Raw genomic sequence first — 19,090 nt, forward strand, 5'->3', positions numbered from 1 at the left:
GCCCCAGGATCTGCGCACCCACCAGAATCGCTGGGGCTGCTCCGCAGCCCTTTCGCGACACAAGGCCGCTCCTACACAATCAAAAGCGACTGGCCCGAACCCCTGGAATCTCCCTCAGGGTCGGTGTCAGCCCCCAAATTCGAGACGGGCGCGTTAACTGTGGGAGCTGGCGCCAGCCTGCGATGAGGCCCGTGCAGGTGGCACATAACCGAGGTGCAGTGGGCTTGCCCTGATGCCTGTCAGTTATCGCAAGCCATCGCGCTATTAATAGCCAGGGCTGTCGAAGTCCAGGGTCACCACAAAATCCAGCGCCCGCTCCACGCCGGTGTCCAGCCTGCCGTCGTCATGCAGGCGCAGCCAGCGGTAGCCGGGTTGCTCTTCGCTGACCTTGAAGTCCTCACTGCCGGACGCGAACTGGATGCAGGTCGAGGGCGTGGCCAGGTAACGCACACCTTCATGCTCCTGGTCGTATTCCTGATGTACATGCCCCCACAGCACGGCCTTGACCTGTGGATAACGCTTTACCCGCGCTAGCAGCGCATCGGCGTTGCGCAGGCCGATGGGCGCCATCCAGGCACAGCCGATATCCACCGGCTGATGGTGACAGCACACCAGGCAATAGCGCGCGCCGGCTGTGGTCAACGCCTCGTCCAGCACCGCCAGTTGCTGCTCGTCGAGCAACCCGACGGTGGCGCCGATCACTGCCGAATCCAGCATGACGATACGCCAGGCGCCGATATCGGTAACCGCCTGCACCAAGTGCGGCGCCACTTCGGCCATGACCCGGGCTTCATCGTGGTTGCCCGGCAACCAGCGGGTCGGGGCACCCAGGCTATCGGTCAGATCGCGAAACGCTTCGTAGGAGGCACGGCTTGCGTCCTGGGACAGGTCGCCCGTGCACAGCACCAGATCGATACGCGGCTGCTCGCGGCGCACCTGGCCAAGCACATGGCTGAGGCTGGCGCGGGTATCGAGGCCCAGCAAGGTGCCTGCCGGGTCGGCAAACAGGTGGGCGTCGGTCACTTGCACCACATGCACGGGTGACGGGTAGGAAGATGGGTGCGGCAACGGCCGTCTCCTCAAGCGGATTCAGCAGCGATTATGGCGGTGCATGACGCGTGAGCAAATACGCCAACCCAAACCACGTCACATTTCAGCGCACGGCCACCAGTTCATGGCCGCAGGCCAGGCAGTGGCTCAGCCATTCGCCAAGGAACAGGTTCAGCTGGGCTTTTTCGTCCGGCTGGTGCATCGCGTTGTTGGGGTATGGGTAAATGCTGCGCAGCCGCCTGGCGTGCTCGGCGCTGACCACTTCGGCCATGCGCGCATCGTGGTACACCTGCACTTCGAGCTCCGGCACCGGCAGCCACGGCAGGCTGTGTTCCTGGCGAATGCGCAGGGTGGTGGTGTACGGGCAGGCCAGCAACACTTCGAGCACCAGCACGCCGAGCATCTGGTCGCCTTGGGTCATGCCGATACGCCGCGAGCTTTGCGTGGTGCGCATATCCGGCAACAGCTGCATCAGCCGGGCATAGTTGGCCTCACAGGCCGATTGCAACCCGGCCAGATCGACCCGATAGCGCTCACGCAGCAAGTTCACTTCCACATACCTCGGACTTCGTCACGGTTAAGAGCCAGCCATTGCAGGCCGATAATAGCCGCGGCGTTGCAGATGCGCCCGTCGCGTACCGCTTGCAGGGCATCCTCGAACAACCACACGCGCACGCGGATGTCTTCGTTTTCTCCGTCAAGGCCGTGCAGGCCGCCCGCGCCTTCGCTGCTGCAGCGCCCCAGGAACAGGTGGACGAACTCATCACTGCCGCCAGGGGACGGGAAATACCGCGTCATCGGCCACAGCGCGCTGAAGGTCAAGCCCGCTTCCTCTTCGGCTTCACGATGAGCCACTTCTTCGGGCTGCTCGTCCTTGTCGATAAGGCCGGCGACCATTTCGATCAGCCACGGGTTGCTGACCTTGCCCATGGCACCCACGCGGAACTGCTCGATCAGCACCACTTCGTCGCGCTGCGGGTCGTATGGCAGCACGCAGACCGCGTCATGGCGCACGAACAGTTCGCGGGTGAACTCGCGGCTCATGCCGCCGGCGAACAACTCGTGGCGCAGGTGGAGCTTGTCGAGCTTGTAGAAGCCCTTGAACAGTTGTTCCCGGCGGGTGATTTCGACCTGGTCGGGCACAAGCTTCGGCGTATCCGTCATGCAAACTCCTTAAGACCTGTTTACCGCATCGCGCAATCCTACTCTGCGTGCCGCCCGTTTTCACCCCTTTGCGGCGACCGTTCGCGCAGCCGGGACAGGCGCTACGCTCTCTGTTAGCTTAGTGGCGAACTGAAGGCCGCGCAGGCGGTCCAAGGCCGATCATCATCGTTGTTCAAGAGGCACCATGACCCTCGTCAAACTGACTTGCGTGGCCGTTCTGGCCCTCGCCCTCGGCGCCTGCCAGAGCCTGTTCACCCCCAATTACCGCGCGCCGCTCGAGGTCAAACGCGAGGCCTGGGAGCACATCAAGCCCGGCTGCAGCGAAAGCGACTGCCCGTTGGTGAATATCGACACCGTGCACTTCCCCGCGCTGCCCAAGCTCGATGCCATCGTTGAAAAACGCCTGCTGCAGTTGACCGAAGACAACCAGCGCGGCGCAGCGCCGGCCTCGCTGCAAGCTTACGAGCAGCAGTACCTGGCCACCGCCGACAAGCGCAACAGCAGCTACCTGCAAGCCAAGGTACGCGAGCAGCATGACGGACTGGTGATCATCGAGCTGTCCAGCTACCTCGACAGCGGCGGCGCCCATGGCATGCCGGGGCGGGCGTTCATCAACTATTCGCGCAAGCTGGACAAGGTGCTGACCCTGGACGACATGCTGCTGCCCGGCCAGGCCGAGACGTTCTGGAAGACCGTCGAGGAATCGCACCGCGCCTGGCAGATCAGCACCGGCATGGACAAGGACGCCGAGTTCGTCAAAACCTGGCCGTTCCGCACATCGCCGCACATTGCCCTGACCTATGGCGCGGTGGTGGTGAAGTATGAAGTCAACGCCATTGCGCCCTACTCCATGGGCCACGTCGAGCTGAAAATCCCCTACCCACGCCTGAACGGCGTGCTCAAGCCTGAGCTGTTTCCCGGCCGCGGCTAAGCGCTAGCAGGCCGTACAGCAACCCTGCCAGCAGCAGCGCTGGCAGGGTTGCGCCAAGCTCCGGCGCCTGGTTGGCCAGCAGGTGATAGGCCCCCACCCCCACCGCCCAGGCCAGCAGCGCTGGCCAGTGCAGCCCACCAACACGGGCCGGCAGGCGCCGACGACGGACCACAAAGTGGTCGACCAGCACCACGCCGAACAACGGCGCGAACACCGAACCGATCAGCAGCAGGAAGTTCTGGTATTGCGCCAGCGGCGCCAGCAGCGCGATCGAGGTGCAGAGCAGGCCAATGGTCAGCGCCAGGTGCTCGACCTTGAATTTGAGCAGCAGCCCCGTCGATACCGCCGCCGAGTGGATGTCGGCAAAGGCGTTTTCCGACTCATCGAGCAGGATCAGCAGCAACGGGATGCCCAGCCCGGCGCCCGCCAGCGCCAGCAACAGCGCATTGACCTCGCCGCTGGGGGCAAACGCCAGGGTGTAGGCCACGCCTAGGCTCATCAGCCAGGCATTGCCCAGGAAAAAGCCCAGCGCGGTGCCGCCGAAAACGCGGCTGGCCCGCTGGCCGAAGCGTGAATAGTCGGCGATCAGCGGCAGCCACGAAAGCGGCATGGCGATCACTATGTCAAAGCCCAGCGCCAGCGACAGCGAGCCATCGCCAGGTCGGCGCCAGAGGTCGGCCAGGTCCGCCTTGGCGAACAAGTTCCAGGTCAGCCACAGGCAGGCGCCGAGCAACAGCCAGATCCCCCATTTGCGCAGCACCTTGCGCACGAACGCCAGCGGCCCGCTGACCGCAAGCAGGGTAGCCAGCGCACCGAAGCACAGGGTCCATAACAGTGGGCTGCTCCAGGTGCTGGCCTCGCCGAACGTGCGCGCACCCAACAGGCTTGCGGCATCACGCATGACGATGATCTCGAACGAGCCCCAACCCACCAGTTGCAGCAGGTTGAGCAACGCCGGCAGGCGCACGCCGTGGCTGCCCAGGGTCAGGCGCAAGGTGCCCATGGCCGACAGGCCGGTGTCACTGCCAATGACGCCGGCCGATGCCAGCAACAGCACGCCCACTGCCGTACCCAGCACAATCGCCAGCAGCGCACCGGCCAGGCCCAGGCCCGGCGCCAGCAGGCCGCCGACCTGCAGCACCATCAGGCCGATGCCGAGGGAAAACCACAGCGAGAACAGGTCGCGGGCGCCAAACTGGCGGTGCTGGAGGGGGACCGGGTGGTCGGGGGAGAAATGGCTGGGTGTGGTCATTATTGTTCGCCGGGTAACTTTAGATGAAGGTCAGCGTGGGGTTTGGGGCCGCTTTGCGGCCCCAGGCGGCTACTGGTCAGACTTTCTGGTACAGCTGGCTGCCTTCCTGGCGGAAGCGCTCGGCCTGCTCGCGCATGCCTTGCTCCACCTCGACATCGACGGTCTCGATGCGCGCGGCGTACTCGCGCACTTCCTGGGTGATCTTCATCGAGCAGAACTTCGGCCCGCACATCGAACAGAAGTGCGCAACCTTGGCCGACTCCTTGGGCAGCGTTTCGTCGTGGAACGAGCGCGCGGTGTCTGGGTCCAGGCCGAGGTTGAACTGGTCTTCCCAGCGGAACTCGAAACGCGCCTTGGACAGCGCGTTGTCGCGGATCTGCGCGCCAGGGTGGCCCTTGGCAAGGTCGGCTGCATGGGCGGCGATCTTGTAGGTAATGATGCCGGTCTTGACGTCATCCTTGTTCGGCAGCCCCAGGTGCTCCTTGGGCGTGACGTAGCAAAGCATGGCGCAACCGAACCAGCCGATCATCGCCGCGCCAATCCCCGAGGTGATGTGGTCGTAGCCCGGCGCAATGTCGGTGGTCAGCGGGCCAAGGGTGTAGAACGGCGCCTCGTCGCAGCATTCAAGCTGCTTGTCCATGTTCTCCTTGATCAGTTGCATCGGCACGTGGCCTGGGCCTTCGATCATGCACTGCACATCGTGCTTCCAGGCAATCTTGGTCAGCTCGCCGAGGGTTTCCAGCTCGCCGAACTGCGCCGCGTCGTTGGCGTCGGCAATCGAACCCGGGCGCAGGCCGTCACCCAGCGAGAAGCTGACGTCATAGGCCTTCATGATTTCGCAGATCTCATCGAAGTGCGTGTACAGGAAGTTCTCTTTGTGGTGCGCCAGGCACCACTTGGCCATGATCGAGCCACCCCGGCTGACGATGCCGGTCACGCGCTTGGCTGTCAGCGGCACATAGCGCAGCAGCACACCGGCGTGGATGGTGAAGTAGTCCACGCCCTGCTCCGCTTGCTCGATGAGGGTGTCGCGGAACAGCTCCCAGGTCAGGTCCTCGGCCACGCCGCCGACCTTTTCCAGCGCCTGGTAAATGGGCACGGTCCCGATCGGCACTGGCGAGTTGCGGATGATCCACTCGCGGGTTTCGTGGATGTGCTTGCCGGTGGACAGGTCCATGACCGTGTCCGAGCCCCAGCGGATACCCCAGGTCAGCTTGGCCACTTCTTCCTCGATCGAGGAACCCAGGGCGCTGTTGCCGATGTTGCCGTTGATCTTCACCAGGAAGTTGCGGCCGATGATCATCGGCTCAAGTTCGGTGTGGTTGATGTTGGCCGGGATGATCGCACGGCCACGGGCGATTTCTTCGCGCACGAACTCGGCGGTGATTTCTTTCGGGATGCTGGCACCAAAGCTGTGGCCGGGGTGCTGCTGGTTGAGCAGGCCGGCGGCGCGGGCTTCCTGCAGTTTCATGTTCTCGCGGATGGCCACATATTCCATCTCGGCGGTGATGATGCCTTGGCGGGCATAGTGCATCTGCGTGACGTTGGCGCCGGCCTTGGCCCGGCGCGGGTTGCGCACATGGGCAAAGCGCAGCTTGGTCAGTTCGGCGTCGCCCAGGCGCTGCTGGCCGAAGTTGGAGCTCAGGCCGGCGAGGCGCTCGGTGTCGCCACGGGCGTCGATCCAGGCCGAGCGCACATCGCCCAGGCCCTTGCGCACGTCGATGATGACGTCAGGGTCGGTGTAGGGGCCGGAGGTGTCATAGACCAGCACCGGGGCGTTCTTCTCGCCGCCGAAGTCGGTGGGGGTGTCGTGCAGGCTGATCTCGCGCATGGGCACGCGGATGTCGGGGCGCGAGCCTTGGACGTAGACCTTGCGCGAATTGGGCAGCGGTTGCACGGACTGCTGATCGACTTGCGCCGATTCGCTGAGGTGGATCGTTTTTTCTTGTTTGCTCATCACAGGCTCTCCAGACGGCTTCCAGCGGAAGAAATGTCGGGGAAGAACCTGAAGGACGCGGATGCAGCCCATTACTGGGTGCAGTGCCAAAGACATGGAGTGCCATCGAGCGTGAGCTGCGACAATCCCGGACCTGGCACAAGAGGCTCCCGGGAAGTGAGAGCAATCTTGTTCCCTACGCAGGCGCTAACCTGATCAGGTTCAACGGGATCCGGAAACTACCGATCTCAGCCTTTGCATCAAGGCACCCCGACAAGAACATGCGCAGTCTAGACTGGAGTGGTCGGCAAAGCCAAGCGGCTTGCACCGGGCATGACCAATGGTGCAGACGCGGATTGTTCGCAGCGGCGCTCGGCACTACACTGGCGCATCGCCGGTACTCGACAGTACAGTAAATAAACCCTGATCAAGGATTGTCCTATGCTGCGCAAACTTTCACTGGCAATTGCCGTGTCTTGTGCGTCCAACGCAGTAGCCTGGGCAGTGGATCCGCCACCAACGGTCAAGACCGACCTGGTCAGCGTCTACCAGGAAGCGGTAGACAACAATGCCGACCTGGCAGCCGCCCGCGCCGACTATGGCGCCCGCCGCGAAGTGGTGCCCCAGGCCCGTGCCGGCCTGCTGCCGAACCTGTCGGCCGGCGCCGAAATGATGAACACCCGCACCAGGCTCGACGAACCCTCGGTCACCTCCAACCGCAGCGGCAACTCCTGGAGCGCCACCCTGGCCCAGCCGATTTTCCGCGCCGACCGCTGGTTCCAGTTGCAGGCCGCCGAGGCGGTCAACGAACAGGCAGCGCTGGAGCTGTCGGCCACCGAGCAGAACCTGATTCTGCAAAGTGCCGAAAGCTACTTCAGCGTGCTGCGCGCCCAGGACAGCCTGGCATCGACCAAGGCCGAGGAAGCCGCGTTCAAGCGCCAGCTCGACCAGTCCAACGAGCGTTTCGATGTGGGCCTTTCGGACAAGACCGATGTGCTGCAATCGCAGGCCAGCTATGACACGGCGCGGGCCAACCGGATCATCGCCGAGCGCCAGGTACAGGACGCCTTCGAGGCGCTGATCACCCTGACCAACCGCCAGTACAGCTCGCTTCAAGGCGTGGTGCACAGCCTGCCGGTGCAGGTGCCCACCCCCAATGATGCCAAGGCCTGGGTCGAGACCGCCGGGCGCCAGAACCTCAACCTGCTGGCCACCAACCACGCCGTCAGCGCCGCTGAAGAGACCCTGCGCCAGCGCAAGGCAGGGCATGCGCCCACCGTGGACGCGGTGGCGCGCTATCAGAAAGGTGACAACGATAGCCTGGGCTTTAGCAACCCGTCGCAGAATGGCGTGCGTTATGGCGGCGACGTCGAGCAGACCAGCGTCGGCTTGCAACTGAACATCCCGATCTACAGCGGCGGGCTGACCAGTTCACAGGTGCGCGAGGCCTATGCACGGCTGAGCCAGAGCGAGCAGCAGCGCGAGAGCCTGCGCCGCCAGGTGGTGGAGAACACCCGCAACCTGCACCGGGCGGTGAATACCGACGTCGAGCAGGTGCAGGCGCGCAAGCAGTCGATCATCTCCAACCAGAGTGCGCTGGAGGCGACCGAAATCGGTTACCAGGTGGGTACGCGCAACATCGTCGATGTCCTGGATGCCCAGCGCCAGCTGTACACCTCGGTGCGCGACTACAACAACAGCCGCTATGACTACATCCTCGACAACCTGCGCCTCAAACAGGCCGCCGGCACCCTCAGCCCGCAAGACTTGCAGGACCTGGGGCGTTACCTGAAAGCCGACTACAACCCCGACAAAGACTTCCTGCCACCCGACCTGGCGGCAGCAGCGGCAAAAAATTTCGAACGCAGGCCTTGAGCGTCATACGCATCGCGGGGCAAGCCCGCTCCCACAGGGGCCTGACATCTGTGGGAGCGGGCTTGCCCCGCGATGCTGTTTAGCGCAGAAGAGCCGCCACGCCATCGAGCAAGCGCTGCAACGCGCCTTGATTGGCCTGCATCACCGCCCTGCCCGCCTCGCCCATGCGCCGGGCATCCTGCGGCAACTCCACCAGCCGGCGCACCGCCTGGGCCAGCCCTTGGGCATCATCGACCTGCTGCAAGGCCCCGGCTTCGCGCAACATCGCGCTGATTTCGAGGAAGTTGAACACATGCGGCCCCATGATCACCGGCAATGCCAGCGCTGCCGGCTCCAGCGGGTTATGCCCGCCAGTGGCGACCAGGCTGCCGCCCACGAAGGCGATGTCGGCCAGCGCATACAAGAACAGCAGCTCGCCCATGGTATCGCCAAGCAGCACCTGGGTTTGCCCACCCACCGCGTGCGCGCTGGAGCGGCGTACGGTAACGAAGCGTTCGGCACACAGCGCATGCACGGCATTGAAACGTTCAGGGTGGCGCGGCACCAGAATCAGCAGCGCATCAGCATGCACTTCGAGCAACTGCCGGTGGGCCTCGAGAATCTGCGCATCCTCGCCGTCATGGGTACTGGCGGCGATCCACACCGGGCGCAGGCTGGCGCCCCACTGCTCGCGCAGCTCGCGGGCAGCGGGCAGCAACTGCGCATCCACCTTCAGGTCGAACTTGATCGAGCCGGTCACCTGCACGCAGTGCGGGCGCGCGCCAAGGCTGCGAAAACGCTCGGCCTCAGCTTCGGTCTGCACGGCAATCAGGCTCATTTGCTCAAGCATCGGCCGGGTCAGCCCGGCGAACCGCGCGTAGCCTCGGGCCGAGCGTTCGGAGAGTCGCGCATTGGCCAGCACCACCGGGATACCGCGCCTGGCGCACTGGTCGATGTGGTTGGGCCACAGCTCGGTCTCCATGATGATGCCCAGGCGCGGGCGCACATGGTCGAGAAAGCGCCCGGCCGCCCACGGTAAGTCATACGGCAGGTAGCAGTGCTGCACCCGTGGTTCGCCCGCGAACAGGGCCTGGATGCGCTCGGACCCGGTCGGGGTCATGCAGGTGAGGGTGATCGGCAAGTCTGGGTATTGCGCCAGCAGCGCGCGCACCATCGGCGCCGCCGCGATGCTCTCGCCCACCGACACCGCATGCACCCAGATACCGCCCTGGCGCAGCGCCGGCATGCGCCAGGCAAAGCGCTCGGCAATGCGCGCACGGTAGGCTGGTGCCTTGCGCCCACGCAGGAACAGGCGCAGCGCAACCAGCGGCAGGCCTAGGTGAAACAGCAGGGTATAAAGAGTTCTGTTCATGGCGGCGGAGTTTACCTGATCAGCTCCGCAGTACGCCTTACAGCAATGGCCAGGATTGGCCTAGAATGGCCGACTGCCACGGAGAATCCGCCTTGAACGCCTATATCTATCTGGCCATCGCCATTGTTGCCGAAGTCATCGCCACCGCCTCGATGAAAGCGGTAAAGGGCATCAGTACGCCGCTACCGCTGGTGCTGATGATCTGCGGCTACGCGGTCGCGTTCTGGATGCTGACCTTGGTGGTGCGCAGCATCCCGGTGGGTATCGCCTATGCCATCTGGTCGGGCCTGGGCATCGTGCTGATCAGCGTGGCCGCGCTGGTGATCTACGGGCAAAAGCTGGACCTGCCGGCGATGCTGGGCATGGCCATGATCGTCGGTGGGGTGGTGGTGATCCAGCTGTTCTCCAACAGCTCCGGGCACTGACCCAACGGGCAGCGGCGCCGCGCTGCTTGCCCGTGGTCACGACGGCAAACTCGCACAGCCTGTATACTGCGCACCTGTCCAAGCTTTCGAGGTGCACGCATGCCATCTGCCATTTCCACTGACGTGCTGATCGTCGGCGCCGGGGTCGCAGGCCTCTGGCTCAATGCCCGGCTGCGCCGCCAGGGCTATTCGACAGTACTGGTGGAGCGCGCAACCCTGGGCGGCGAGCAGACCATCAAGTCCCAAGGCATCATTCATGGCGGCACCAAGTACGCCCTGCACGGGGCGCTGACCGGCGCCTCCGAAGCCATTGCCGACATGCCCCGGCGCTGGCGCGAAGCGCTGGCCGGCAACGGCGAACTGGACCTGGGCAGCACCCGCCTGCTGTCCGACGCCCACTACCTGTGGTCCCCCGGCACCCTGGCCGGCAACCTCACCAGCTTCTTTGCCAGCAAGGCCGTGCGCGGCCGGGTCGACCAGGTCAAGGGCGAGCAACTACCGCCAGCCCTGCAAGACGGCCGCTTCAAGGGCAAGGTGTATCGCCTGGCAGAGCTGGTCATCGACGTGCCCACGCTGCTGGCCAACCTGGCACAACTGGCCGGCGACAGTTTGCTGGCCGGTGAACATATCGAGCCGCTGCACGATGCCGGCGAACTGGTCGGCCTGCGTGTCGATGGCCGCGAGATCCGCGCCCAGCGCGTGGTATTGAGCGCCGGCGGCGGCACCGAAGACCTGCTGCACGCCCTGGGCCTGACCCAGCCGGCCATGCAGCGCCGGCCATTGCACATGGTGCTGGCCAAAGGCCCTAACCTCAAACCCTTGTACGCCCATTGCCTGGGCGGCGGCCCCAAACCACGGGTCACTGTCACCACCCACCCGGCCGCAGACGGCCAATGGGTGTGGTACCTGGGCGGCGACCTGGCCGAGGCCGACGGCGTGGCCCGCGATGCAGCCGCGCAAATTGCCGCCGCCCAGAAGGAAATCGCCGGCCTGCTGCCGTGGGTCGATCAAAGCCTGGTGCGCTGGGCCACGCTGCGCGTCGAACGCGCCGAGCCTGCGCAATCTGGCCTGGTGCGCCCGGACAACGCGTTTCTGGCCGAGCAGCAGCGCCTGCTGGTGGGCTGGCCGACCAAACTGGCCCTGGCCCCGGACTTTGCCGACCGCGTGCTGGCGAGCTTCCAGCGCGACGGCATCCGCCCGCAGGCGCAGCCCGACCTCAGCGGCCTGCCACGCCCGGCCCTCGGCGTTGCGGCCTGGGAGCAACTGCTGCCATGAGCCTGCCAACCCTGCACGACCACCATCGCGCCCTAGGCAGCACCGGGCTGCGCGTGTCGCCACTGGGCCTGGGTACGGTGAAGCTTGGCCGCGACCAAGGCGTGAAATACCCCAACGGCTTTACCATCCCCGATGACGACGCCGCCCGCCTGCTGCTGGGCCAGGCCCGCGATATGGGTATCAACCTGCTCGACACCGCGCCCGCCTATGGTTTGAGCGAACAGCGCCTCGGCCCGCTGCTGCGCGGCCAGCGCGATGAATGGGTGATCGTCAGCAAGGTGGGCGAAGAATTCGACAGCGGCCTGTCGCACTTCGATTTCAGCGCAGCGCACACCCGGCGTTCGGTCGAGCGTAGCCTCAAGCGCCTTGAAACCGACCGTATCGAGCTGGTGCTGGTGCACTCCGATGGCAACGACCTGCACATTCTTGAGCAGGAAGCCGTGTATGAAACCCTCGCTGCGCTGAAGCAGGAAGGCAAGATTCTAGGCTATGGTTTCTCCGGCAAGACTGTCGCCGGGGGCCTCAAAGCCCTGCAGCAGGGCGACTGCGCCATGGTCACCTACAACCTCAACGAGCAAGCCGAGCGGCCGGTGCTGGACTACGCTGCCGAGCATGGCAAGGCAATCCTGGTGAAAAAGGCCCTGGCCAGCGGGCATGCGTGCCTGGCACCGGGCATCGACCCGGTGCAGGCCAGCTTCGAATTACTGTTTGCCCACCCCGGCGTGCACAGCGCCATCGTCGGCACCATCAACCCGGTGCACCTGGCCCATAACGTGGCCACCGTGGCGCGGATCCTCGGCCGGCGTTAAGCCGCGAGGCCCGGCCCAACAGGAGGAGGAGCTTTGTGGCGCGTACGCTGATCCGCAAGAACCCAAGCAACTTCAAAACCCTGGCGCTGCATGTCGAGGCCAGTGCCGATGGCCTGAGCTACCAGGGCGTCGGCATGCCGCAGAACTTCTCGCAAACCTTGCAGCGGCGCAAGGCGATCCAACTGCCGGACACCGAGCGGTTCGTGGTCGAACTGGCCAACCTTGGGGTTTCGGTCCGCCTGACCCTCAATTGGCAAGGCCGTGATTACTGGGTGCTGGTGCGCCAACGCCGCCAGGACCGGGGCGATGTGGTGCTGAAGCTGATTTCCGGCTACGTGCCCGCCCATGAGCTGAACCTGCCTCTGCTCACCGCCATTCAGGAGGTCGCCGAGGAATGCCTGCTGGAAACCCCCGAGGGCTGGCTGGGAGGGCGCTTCAACGACACCTGGCTGCCCACGCCCTACAGCGCGGCCCTGCACTACCGCGAAGCGCCGCCGTTCGTGCTGTCGCCGCAGTCTGGCGCGGCGCGGCCGGTGCAGTGCGCCAACCTGACACTGATGGAGCGGCCACGGGCTTATGTGCACCTGCCCACCGCCTCCTTGCAACTGATCTATGACCTGCGCCTGCAAGTGCCGCGCGATGCCCGGCCACTGAGCCTGTTCCATGTCGACGAACGGCTTGAAGGCAACCAACTGGTCGCCCGCCTGGACCGCAAGCGCCCCGACCTTTACCTGATGCCGCTACAGGACGGCCAGCCGCTACCTGAGCTGTACACGGTCAAAAAGGACCAGTTACAGCCGGCCAGCACGCGCGGCCTGTGGCTGGCCGAAAGCTTTGCCAGGCAGGAAGGCTGGGTGGTACGCGAGGAGCGCGTGCGCTGGAAGGACTGGCTCAAGCAGCAGGGCCTGGCCGAAAGCCCGCGCAAACCTGCCGGGCACCTGCAACGCTTCAGCGAAAAAGCCCGCGCATTGCTGCAACGGGCTCGCGCAAGCGTGCATAAAAAATAGCCGCTGCGCGAACGCGCAGCGAGTGGGTCAGTTCTTGCGGATTTTCTCGACGATAGCCGTGGTCGAGCTGTTTTCCACCAGCCCCAGCACTTTCACCGTGCCGCCATAGGCATTGACGATATCGGCGCCGACCACTTGGTCGATGCCATAGTCGCCGCCCTTGACCAGCACATCCGGCTTGACCTGGCGCAGCAGGTTTTCCGGGGTGTCCTCGCTGAAACTGATGACCCAGTCCACTGCACCCAGGCCGGCCAGCACGGCCATGCGCCGGTCAACGCTGTTGATCGGGCGGCCCGGCCCTTTCAGGCGGCTGACCGAAGCGTCATCGTTGATTGCAACGATCAGCCGGTCGCCTTGGGCACGGGCTTGCTCCAGGTAGGTAACATGCCCGGCATGCAGGATATCGAAGCAGCCATTGGTGAAGACGATCTTCTCGTTGTGCGCACGGGCATCGTCGATGGCCAGCAGCAGTTGCTCCAGGCCCAGCACACCACGCTCGGAGCCTTCTTCGCGCTGGATGGCGCGGCGCAGCTCCGGCGCGCTGATGGCGGCGGTACCGAGCTTGCCGACCACGATGCCTGCGGCCAGGTTGGCCAGCGCGACCGCATGGGGCAGGTCTTCGCCAGCAGCGATGGCGGCCGCCAGTGTAGAAATGACGGTATCACCGGCACCGGTCACATCGAACACTTCACGGGCACGGGCTGGCAGGTGCAAGGCCGGGTGGCCGGTGCGCAGCAGGGTCATGCCATGCTCGCCACGGGTGACCAGCACAGCGCCGAGGTCCAGCTCTTCGAGCAGGTTAAGGCCCTTGGCAACCAGTTCGGCCTCATCGGCGCAACGGCCAACGATGGTTTCGAACTCGCTCAGGTTCGGGGTGATCAGGCTGGCGCCACGGTAAATGGAAAAGTCGCGCCCCTTGGGGTCGGCCAGCACCGGGATGCCTTTGGCGCGCGCGGCTTCGATCAGCGACTGGTGGTTTTTCAGCGCACCTTTGCCGTAGTCCGACAGCACCAGCACCTTGACCCCGTCGAGCAATGCGTCCACCTCGGCGCCCAGCGACAGCGGGTCGGTAGCGAAAGGTTCTTCGAAGTCGATGCGCAGCAACTGCTGGTGGCGGCTCATCACCCGTAGCTTGACGATGGTTGGCTGGTGGGCGATGCGCTGGAACACCGAGCGCACGCCGGCAGCTTGCAGGCTGTTGGCCAGGCTGTCGGCAGCCTCGTCCTGGCCGGTGACGCCCACCAGCGCTGCGGGCGCGCCGAGGGCTGCAATATTGAGCGCAACGTTGGCCGCGCCGCCTGGACGGTCTTCGATCTGGTCGACCTTGACCACCGGCACCGGTGCTTCAGGCGATATGCGTGAAGTACCGCCATGCCAGTAGCGGTCGAGCATGACATCGCCGACCACCAGTACCGGAGCTTGATCGAAACGCGGCATGGACAACTTCATGGGCAACCCGAAATGAAAAAGTGAACAGGGGCAGGATATTAGCACAGCCGCCCAGAGATCGACCGACGCCCGTGGGCGCCGGCAGCAGGCTCCGGGCCAGCCGTGTCAGGTGAGATCGCCAGTACCTGGCTCGTCCAGGCCCATGGCGTGCAGGCGGGCATAGTAGCCATTCTGCGCCATGAGCTGGGCATGGCTGCCGCGCTCGACGATACGCCCCTGGTCCATGACCAGAATCAGGTCGGCCTTCTCGATGGTCGACAGGCGGTGAGCGATGACCAACGTGGTGCGGTCGCGCATCACCCGGTCCAGGGCGGCCTGGATGTGCCGCTCGGACTCGGTGTCCAGCGCCGAAGTTGCCTCGTCGAGAATCAGCAGTGGTGCATCCTTGAGCAACGCCCGGGCGATAGCCAGGCGCTGGCGCTGGCCACCAGACAGCAGCACGCCGTTCTCGCCCACCTGGGTGTCGAAACCGTGCGGCAACTGCTGGACGAACTCCTTGGCATAGGCCGCTTCGGCTGCGGCCTCGATAGCCTCGCGGGGCGCACCGGCCAGGTCGCCGTAGGCGATATTGTTGGCAATGGTGTCACTGAACAGGGTGACATGCTGGTTGACCTGGGCAATATGCCGGCGCAGGTTGAGCAGCTTGAAGTCCTCGACTTCGATGCCATCCAGCAAAATCTCTCCGGTGCTGTGGTGGTAAAACCGCGGGATCAGCGCCGCAAGCGTGGACTTGCCACTGCCCGAACGCCCCACCAGCGCAACCATCTGCCCAGGCTCCACAGTGAAATTGATATCGCTGAGTACCTGCCGGTCAGTCCCCGGGTAGGTGAAGCTGAGGTTGCGAACCTCAAGGCGGCCGGTCAGCGCGTCGCGCTCAACGGTGCCCTTGTCGATTTCCTGCTCTTCGTCCAGTTGCTCGAAGATGCTCTCGGCACCGGCCACGCCTTTCTGAATGGTCGAACTCACCTCCGACAACTGCCGGATAGGCTTGGGCAACAGCCCGGCCAGGGTGATGTAGGCAACCATGTCACCGGCAGAGGAATCGCCACGCAGGTAAAGCACCAGGAACATCAGGATGGCCATGGCGATGTAGATCACCAGTTGCAGCAGCGGCGTGTAGATGGCGCCGGTGCGGGTCATGCGCAACTGTTTGTCGGTATTGCTGCGGCTGGCCTTGAGGAACCGCTGGCTCTCGTAGACCTCGCCACCAAAGCTGCGCACCACACGGTAGCCCTGGATGGTTTCGGAAGCGACATGGGTGACATCGCCCATTGCCACCTGGATCTTCTTGCTCTGCTTGCGGAATTTCTTGCTGGCGGTACCGACCATCAGCGCAATCAGCGGCAGGATCGCGATCATCACCAGCGTCAGGCGCCAGTTCATCAGCAACAACGAGCCAAACAGGAAGATGACCGTCATGCCTTCGCGGATGACCACCTTGATGGCATCGGTTGCAGCACCGGTGACCATGGTCACGTTGAAGGTGATGCGCGAGATCAGGTGCCCGGAGTTGTTCTGGTCGAAATAACGGTTGGGCAGCGTGAGCAGGTTGTTGAACAGTTGCACGCGCAGGTCGTGGACCAGGCCAAGCGAGACCTTGGCCAGGAAGTAGTTACCCAGGTACGAGCCCAGGCCCTGCCAGGCGGCGATCAGGATGATCAGCACCGGGACGGTGTGCATCAATTGCATGTCGCGCAGGTAAGGGACGTTGGGGAACAGGCTGGCGGCCGGGTTGGACAGGCCGTCAACGAAGTACTTGAGGATGTAGCCAAGCATCGGCTGGGTCGAGGCGAAGATCAGAAAGCCCACGATACTCAGCAGGAACAGGCCGACATAGGGCCGCACATAGCCAAGCAGGCGGAAATAGATCTTCAGGCTCGATGGGCTGGAGGCGCCGCTGGATTCGGTCATGACAGGTGAGCAATCTGGAATGGGACGCAGACTTTAACACAGCTTGCCCGGAGCGCCGGCACACCATTGGGCAGCCCCGATGGGAGCGCATTCACGGGCAAGTTGCGCTACCATGGCCAACCTTTTTCGCCATCGATAATGACCATGCAACCGAGCTGTATCAAGACCGGCGCCGACCGCCTCTTCGACTCGATCTGCCTGTGGGTGTTGCCAGCAGGGCTGTTTTTGCTGCTGAGCGCGCTGTTTCTGCTGCCCGACCGTAGCCACATGCACAAGGCTTATTACGCCCTCTTCAGCGCACCCGCCCTGATCGCGCTGTGCCTGCGCCCAGGCGAATGGCGCCAGGTGCTGCGCGAACCACTGGTGCTGGTGTTCCTGGTGTTCGCAGGCTATGCGATCGTCAGTATTGCCTGGAGCGATACCGAGGATAGCGTCTCTGGCTTGATCAAGCGGCCGCTGCACATCTTCATGCTGTTCGCAGGCATGGCCCTGCTGTTGCGTCACCGCCTGGAGGCGCTGCAACCGGTCTTGATGGCGAGCGCCCTTGTCGCGCTGCTGCTTACCCTGCCACATCTGGTCGACTATTTCAGGTTCTACGCCCCCAAGCTTCGCCTTATAGGCGGTGGGGCACTGGACAACCCGCTGCTCAGCTCACACGTATTCGGTTTCTTCACCATTTACTGGCTGGCGCTGTGCATGACCAGCAAAGATCTGCGGGTACTGACCCTGAGCGCCTGCGCCTTGGGTGTGATGGGCCTCGTGGTGCTGGCCACCGGCTCGCGAACGCCGCTCGTGGCACTCACCGCCGCTGCGTTCTGGCTCGCCTTCCTGCACAGGGACCGCCGTTCGGCCTTGCTCGTGGGTGCCCTGCTGGTTGTAGCTATTGGTGCAGTTGTGATGTTTCCCCACATGGGGCTGAACCGCGGCGGCTCCTACCGCATCGAACTGTGGACCGCGGCACTGCAGCTGGTTGCCCAGCAGCCATGGCTCGGGCATGGCTATGACGCCCATCTGGCGCTGGACCTTGGCTTTCGCATCCCCTTCAGCGAGCCCCACAGCTTCCCGATCGGCACGCTCTACTATGTCGGCGTACTCGGCTTCCTGCCTTGGGCCGGCATGCTGCTTCTGGGCCTTTATAGCGGCTGGCGCAACCGCAGCCATCCGCTGTTCGTCCTGGCCTCGAGCCTGCTGGTGTATGGCATTGCTGCGGGCCTGACCGAAGGCGGCGGCATCATGTCCCGGCCCAAGGAGCACTGGTTCCTGCTGTGGATTCCCCTGGCCCTGCTCGCGGCCCTGAACATCGCCCAACGTAGCGGGCGTATCGCAACGCCCGCCCTGCGCGACCTGTCCCCGGCCCAAGCCGAGCAGTTGACCGCGGCTGCCAGCGTGATCGAACAGGATGGCCTCGGGCCGAAGGTCCTGCGCCTGGCAGACGGCAGCTTCCTCAAGCTGTTCCGCCGTCGCGCCTGGTACAGTTCGGGCTTCATCAACCCCTATGCGGCGCGCTTCGTGCGCAACAGCCAGCAATTGGCACAGCTGGGCTTCACCACCCCGACGATACTGGGCTTGTACCGGTTCACCGATGCCAGCACCGCCGTGCATTACCAGCCCTTGCCTGGCCAGACCCTGCGTGAGGCGCTGCAACAGAGCCCGTCGCCAGCACAGCGTCAGGCATTGGTACTGCGCTTTGGCAACTACCTGGCGCGCCTGCACGAACAGGGGGTGTATTTCCGCTCCCTGCACCTGGGCAACGTGCTGGTACACAACGACGCGTTTGCGCTGATCGACCTGGCCGACATGCGTATCCGGCCCAGCCCGCTGCCGCTCAAGCTGCGCCAACGCAACCTGCGCCATATGCAACGTTATCCCGAAGACAGCACCTGGTTGTTCGAGGAAAACACCGCGCAGTTGCTGCAAGGGTATGCCGAGCAGGCCAGCGCCAGTGCCACGGCGCGGGTTCAGCGCTGCATCAGTGCCGCTGGCAACGCCTGATCACCGCTGATTTGCGGCCACCCGTGCGGTGGCCGCAGGTCAACGCTTGCGCTGGCGGGCGTAGTCCAGAAAGGCCTGGATATCGGTATTGCAAAGCTTGCCCACCACTTCGCCAATCTCTTCCTGCGGCCACTCCCACCAGGCCGCAGCAAGCAGCTGTGCACGCACCTCTTCAGGGAAGCGCCACTTGACCACCTGGGCGGGGTTTCCAGCCACTACCGCATAAGGCGGCACGTCTCGGCTGACGACTGCCGAGGCAGCAACAACAGCGCCATGGCCGATGGTGACCCCGGACAGCAGCACGCAGCCGGAACACAACCACACGTCGCTACCCACTTCGACGTCGCCACGGCTGAAGGCGTAGCCGGGGATATCGCGCGCCTGCTCGAGCATCGCCGGAAACGGATAGGTGGTGACCCAGTCGACCCGATGATGGCCACCGAGGAATATCTGCACGCCCTCGGCTATGGAGCAGAACGCGCCGATGCGCAGGGTGGCGCCTTCCTGCCAGTCATGCACCAGCGGCACGCCATAGCTGCCAACCCCGAACGCGTAGTCGGGGTAGCGCGCCTTGAAACGCGCCTGGCCACGCTCAAGGTGGGGCAGTTTGCGAATGGCACGCTTGGCCTGCTTTTCACGGTAACGCTGCAACCAGCCCATGGC

16 protein-coding genes and 1 riboswitch are annotated in these 19,090 nt (G+C 64.4%); of the genes, 7 read left to right on the plus strand and 9 right to left on the minus strand.

All coding sequences use genetic code 11. The features are described 5' to 3' along the window. Window positions 1–264 precede the first annotated feature (264 nt). From cpdA to HU720_RS17470, 3 genes are all read right to left on the minus strand, one after another. A complete protein-coding gene (gene cpdA, locus HU720_RS17460) occupies window positions 265–1,068 on the minus strand; it encodes a 3',5'-cyclic-AMP phosphodiesterase (RefSeq protein WP_186521189.1) in 804 nt (267 codons plus the stop codon). An 85-nt stretch (window positions 1,069–1,153) separates the two neighbouring features. Then, window positions 1,154–1,606: a DUF1249 domain-containing protein gene (locus HU720_RS17465; protein ID WP_186521190.1), complete on the minus strand. Its 453-nt coding sequence runs from the start codon at window positions 1,604–1,606 to the stop codon at window positions 1,154–1,156. Beyond that, window positions 1,597–2,214, minus strand: coding sequence for an NUDIX domain-containing protein (locus tag HU720_RS17470; protein WP_186521191.1), 618 nt, complete (start codon window positions 2,212–2,214; stop codon window positions 1,597–1,599). The genes HU720_RS17465 and HU720_RS17470 overlap by 10 nt, the downstream gene beginning before the upstream one ends. Before the next feature lie 184 nt (window positions 2,215–2,398). Between HU720_RS17470 and HU720_RS17475 the strand changes: the two genes are divergently transcribed. Continuing rightward, the gene (locus HU720_RS17475; RefSeq protein WP_186521192.1) at window positions 2,399–3,145 is read left to right on the plus strand and encodes an RsiV family protein; all 747 of its coding nucleotides are present in this window, start codon (window positions 2,399–2,401) and stop codon (window positions 3,143–3,145) included. Here the strand turns inward: HU720_RS17475 and cytX are convergent. Both cytX and thiC read right to left on the minus strand, forming a co-directional pair. Further along, window positions 3,114–4,397, minus strand: a complete 1,284-nt coding sequence (gene cytX, locus HU720_RS17480; protein WP_186521193.1) for a putative hydroxymethylpyrimidine transporter CytX — start codon at window positions 4,395–4,397, stop codon at window positions 3,114–3,116. The genes HU720_RS17475 and cytX overlap by 32 nt on opposite strands. 76 nt (window positions 4,398–4,473) lie before the next feature. Beyond that, the gene (gene thiC / locus HU720_RS17485) at window positions 4,474–6,354 is read right to left on the minus strand and encodes a phosphomethylpyrimidine synthase ThiC (RefSeq protein ID WP_186521194.1); all 1,881 of its coding nucleotides are present in this window, start codon (window positions 6,352–6,354) and stop codon (window positions 4,474–4,476) included. Window positions 6,355–6,509: 155 nt separating this feature from the next. Further along, a riboswitch (TPP riboswitch) is annotated at window positions 6,510–6,616 on the minus strand. 158 nt (window positions 6,617–6,774) lie between these two features. Between thiC and HU720_RS17490 the strand changes: the two genes are divergently transcribed. Beyond that, window positions 6,775–8,208, plus strand: a complete 1,434-nt coding sequence (locus HU720_RS17490; protein WP_186521195.1) for a TolC family outer membrane protein — start codon at window positions 6,775–6,777, stop codon at window positions 8,206–8,208. A gap of 79 nt (window positions 8,209–8,287) precedes the next feature. Here the strand turns inward: HU720_RS17490 and waaA are convergent, their stop codons facing one another. Further along, window positions 8,288–9,559, minus strand: a complete 1,272-nt coding sequence (waaA, locus tag HU720_RS17495) for a lipid IV(A) 3-deoxy-D-manno-octulosonic acid transferase (protein WP_186521196.1) — start codon at window positions 9,557–9,559, stop codon at window positions 8,288–8,290. Between the two features lie 92 nt (window positions 9,560–9,651). Between waaA and HU720_RS17500 the strand changes: the two genes are divergently transcribed. The 4 genes from HU720_RS17500 to HU720_RS17515 all read left to right on the plus strand — a co-directional run bounded on the left by HU720_RS17500 (window position 9,652) and on the right by HU720_RS17515 (window position 13,075). After that, window positions 9,652–9,984 (plus strand): SMR family transporter, encoded by a 333-nt coding sequence (locus HU720_RS17500; protein WP_186521211.1) that lies wholly within the window; start codon window positions 9,652–9,654, stop codon window positions 9,982–9,984. A 99-nt stretch (window positions 9,985–10,083) separates the two neighbouring features. Beyond that, window positions 10,084–11,259 (plus strand): FAD-dependent oxidoreductase, encoded by a 1,176-nt coding sequence (locus HU720_RS17505; RefSeq protein ID WP_186521197.1) that lies wholly within the window; start codon window positions 10,084–10,086, stop codon window positions 11,257–11,259. Further along, window positions 11,256–12,068, plus strand: a complete 813-nt coding sequence (locus HU720_RS17510) for an aldo/keto reductase (protein WP_186521198.1) — start codon at window positions 11,256–11,258, stop codon at window positions 12,066–12,068. Before HU720_RS17505 ends, HU720_RS17510 begins: the two co-directional genes overlap by 4 nt. A gap of 35 nt (window positions 12,069–12,103) precedes the next feature. Next, window positions 12,104–13,075, plus strand: coding sequence for a metal ABC transporter ATPase (locus HU720_RS17515; RefSeq protein ID WP_186521199.1), 972 nt, complete (start codon window positions 12,104–12,106; stop codon window positions 13,073–13,075). A gap of 27 nt (window positions 13,076–13,102) precedes the next feature. Here HU720_RS17515 and hldE read toward each other — a convergent pair whose 3' ends face one another. Beyond that, window positions 13,103–14,524: a bifunctional D-glycero-beta-D-manno-heptose-7-phosphate kinase/D-glycero-beta-D-manno-heptose 1-phosphate adenylyltransferase HldE gene (hldE, locus tag HU720_RS17520; RefSeq protein ID WP_186521200.1), complete on the minus strand. Its 1,422-nt coding sequence runs from the start codon at window positions 14,522–14,524 to the stop codon at window positions 13,103–13,105. 105 nt (window positions 14,525–14,629) lie between these two features. After that, window positions 14,630–16,435 (minus strand): lipid A export permease/ATP-binding protein MsbA, encoded by a 1,806-nt coding sequence (msbA, locus tag HU720_RS17525; protein WP_186521201.1) that lies wholly within the window; start codon window positions 16,433–16,435, stop codon window positions 14,630–14,632. Window positions 16,436–16,579: 144 nt separating this feature from the next. On the opposite strand from msbA, the gene HU720_RS17530 reads away from it, so the two are divergent. After that, window positions 16,580–18,427: a bifunctional O-antigen ligase/aminoglycoside phosphotransferase family protein gene (locus tag HU720_RS17530; protein ID WP_186521202.1), complete on the plus strand. Its 1,848-nt coding sequence runs from the start codon at window positions 16,580–16,582 to the stop codon at window positions 18,425–18,427. Between the two features lie 39 nt (window positions 18,428–18,466). On the opposite strand, the gene HU720_RS17535 is transcribed toward HU720_RS17530, so the two are convergent. Then, window positions 18,467–19,087 carry a CatB-related O-acetyltransferase gene (locus tag HU720_RS17535; protein WP_186521203.1) on the minus strand — a complete coding sequence of 207 codons (621 nt, stop codon included), beginning with the start codon at window positions 19,085–19,087 and terminating at the stop codon, window positions 18,467–18,469. Window positions 19,088–19,090: the final 3 nt, after the last annotated feature.

Origin of the sequence: Pseudomonas sp. SWRI51 (genome assembly GCF_014268825.1) — a bacterium.
Lineage (GTDB): Bacteria > Pseudomonadota > Gammaproteobacteria > Pseudomonadales > Pseudomonadaceae > Aquipseudomonas > Aquipseudomonas farsensis.

Excerpts from the sequence above, each read along its gene's own strand:
- HU720_RS17470 (WP_186521191.1), bottom strand. The coding sequence starts at position 2,214 with ATGACGGATACGCCGAAGCTTGTGCCCGACCAGGTCGAAATCACCCGC.
- HU720_RS17475 (WP_186521192.1), top strand. The coding sequence starts at position 2,399 with ATGACCCTCGTCAAACTGACTTGCGTGGCCGTTCTGGCCCTCGCCCTC.
- cytX (WP_186521193.1), bottom strand. The coding sequence starts at position 4,397 with ATGACCACACCCAGCCATTTCTCCCCCGACCACCCGGTCCCCCTCCAG.
- thiC (WP_186521194.1), bottom strand. The coding sequence starts at position 6,354 with ATGAGCAAACAAGAAAAAACGATCCACCTCAGCGAATCGGCGCAAGTC.
- HU720_RS17490 (WP_186521195.1), top strand. The coding sequence starts at position 6,775 with ATGCTGCGCAAACTTTCACTGGCAATTGCCGTGTCTTGTGCGTCCAAC.
- waaA (WP_186521196.1), bottom strand. The coding sequence starts at position 9,559 with ATGAACAGAACTCTTTATACCCTGCTGTTTCACCTAGGCCTGCCGCTG.
- HU720_RS17505 (WP_186521197.1), top strand. The coding sequence starts at position 10,084 with ATGCCATCTGCCATTTCCACTGACGTGCTGATCGTCGGCGCCGGGGTC.
- HU720_RS17510 (WP_186521198.1), top strand. The coding sequence starts at position 11,256 with ATGAGCCTGCCAACCCTGCACGACCACCATCGCGCCCTAGGCAGCACC.
- hldE (WP_186521200.1), bottom strand. The coding sequence starts at position 14,524 with ATGAAGTTGTCCATGCCGCGTTTCGATCAAGCTCCGGTACTGGTGGTC.
- msbA (WP_186521201.1), bottom strand. The coding sequence starts at position 16,435 with ATGACCGAATCCAGCGGCGCCTCCAGCCCATCGAGCCTGAAGATCTAT.
- HU720_RS17530 (WP_186521202.1), top strand. The coding sequence starts at position 16,580 with ATGCAACCGAGCTGTATCAAGACCGGCGCCGACCGCCTCTTCGACTCG.
- HU720_RS17535 (WP_186521203.1), bottom strand. The coding sequence starts at position 19,087 with ATGGGCTGGTTGCAGCGTTACCGTGAAAAGCAGGCCAAGCGTGCCATT.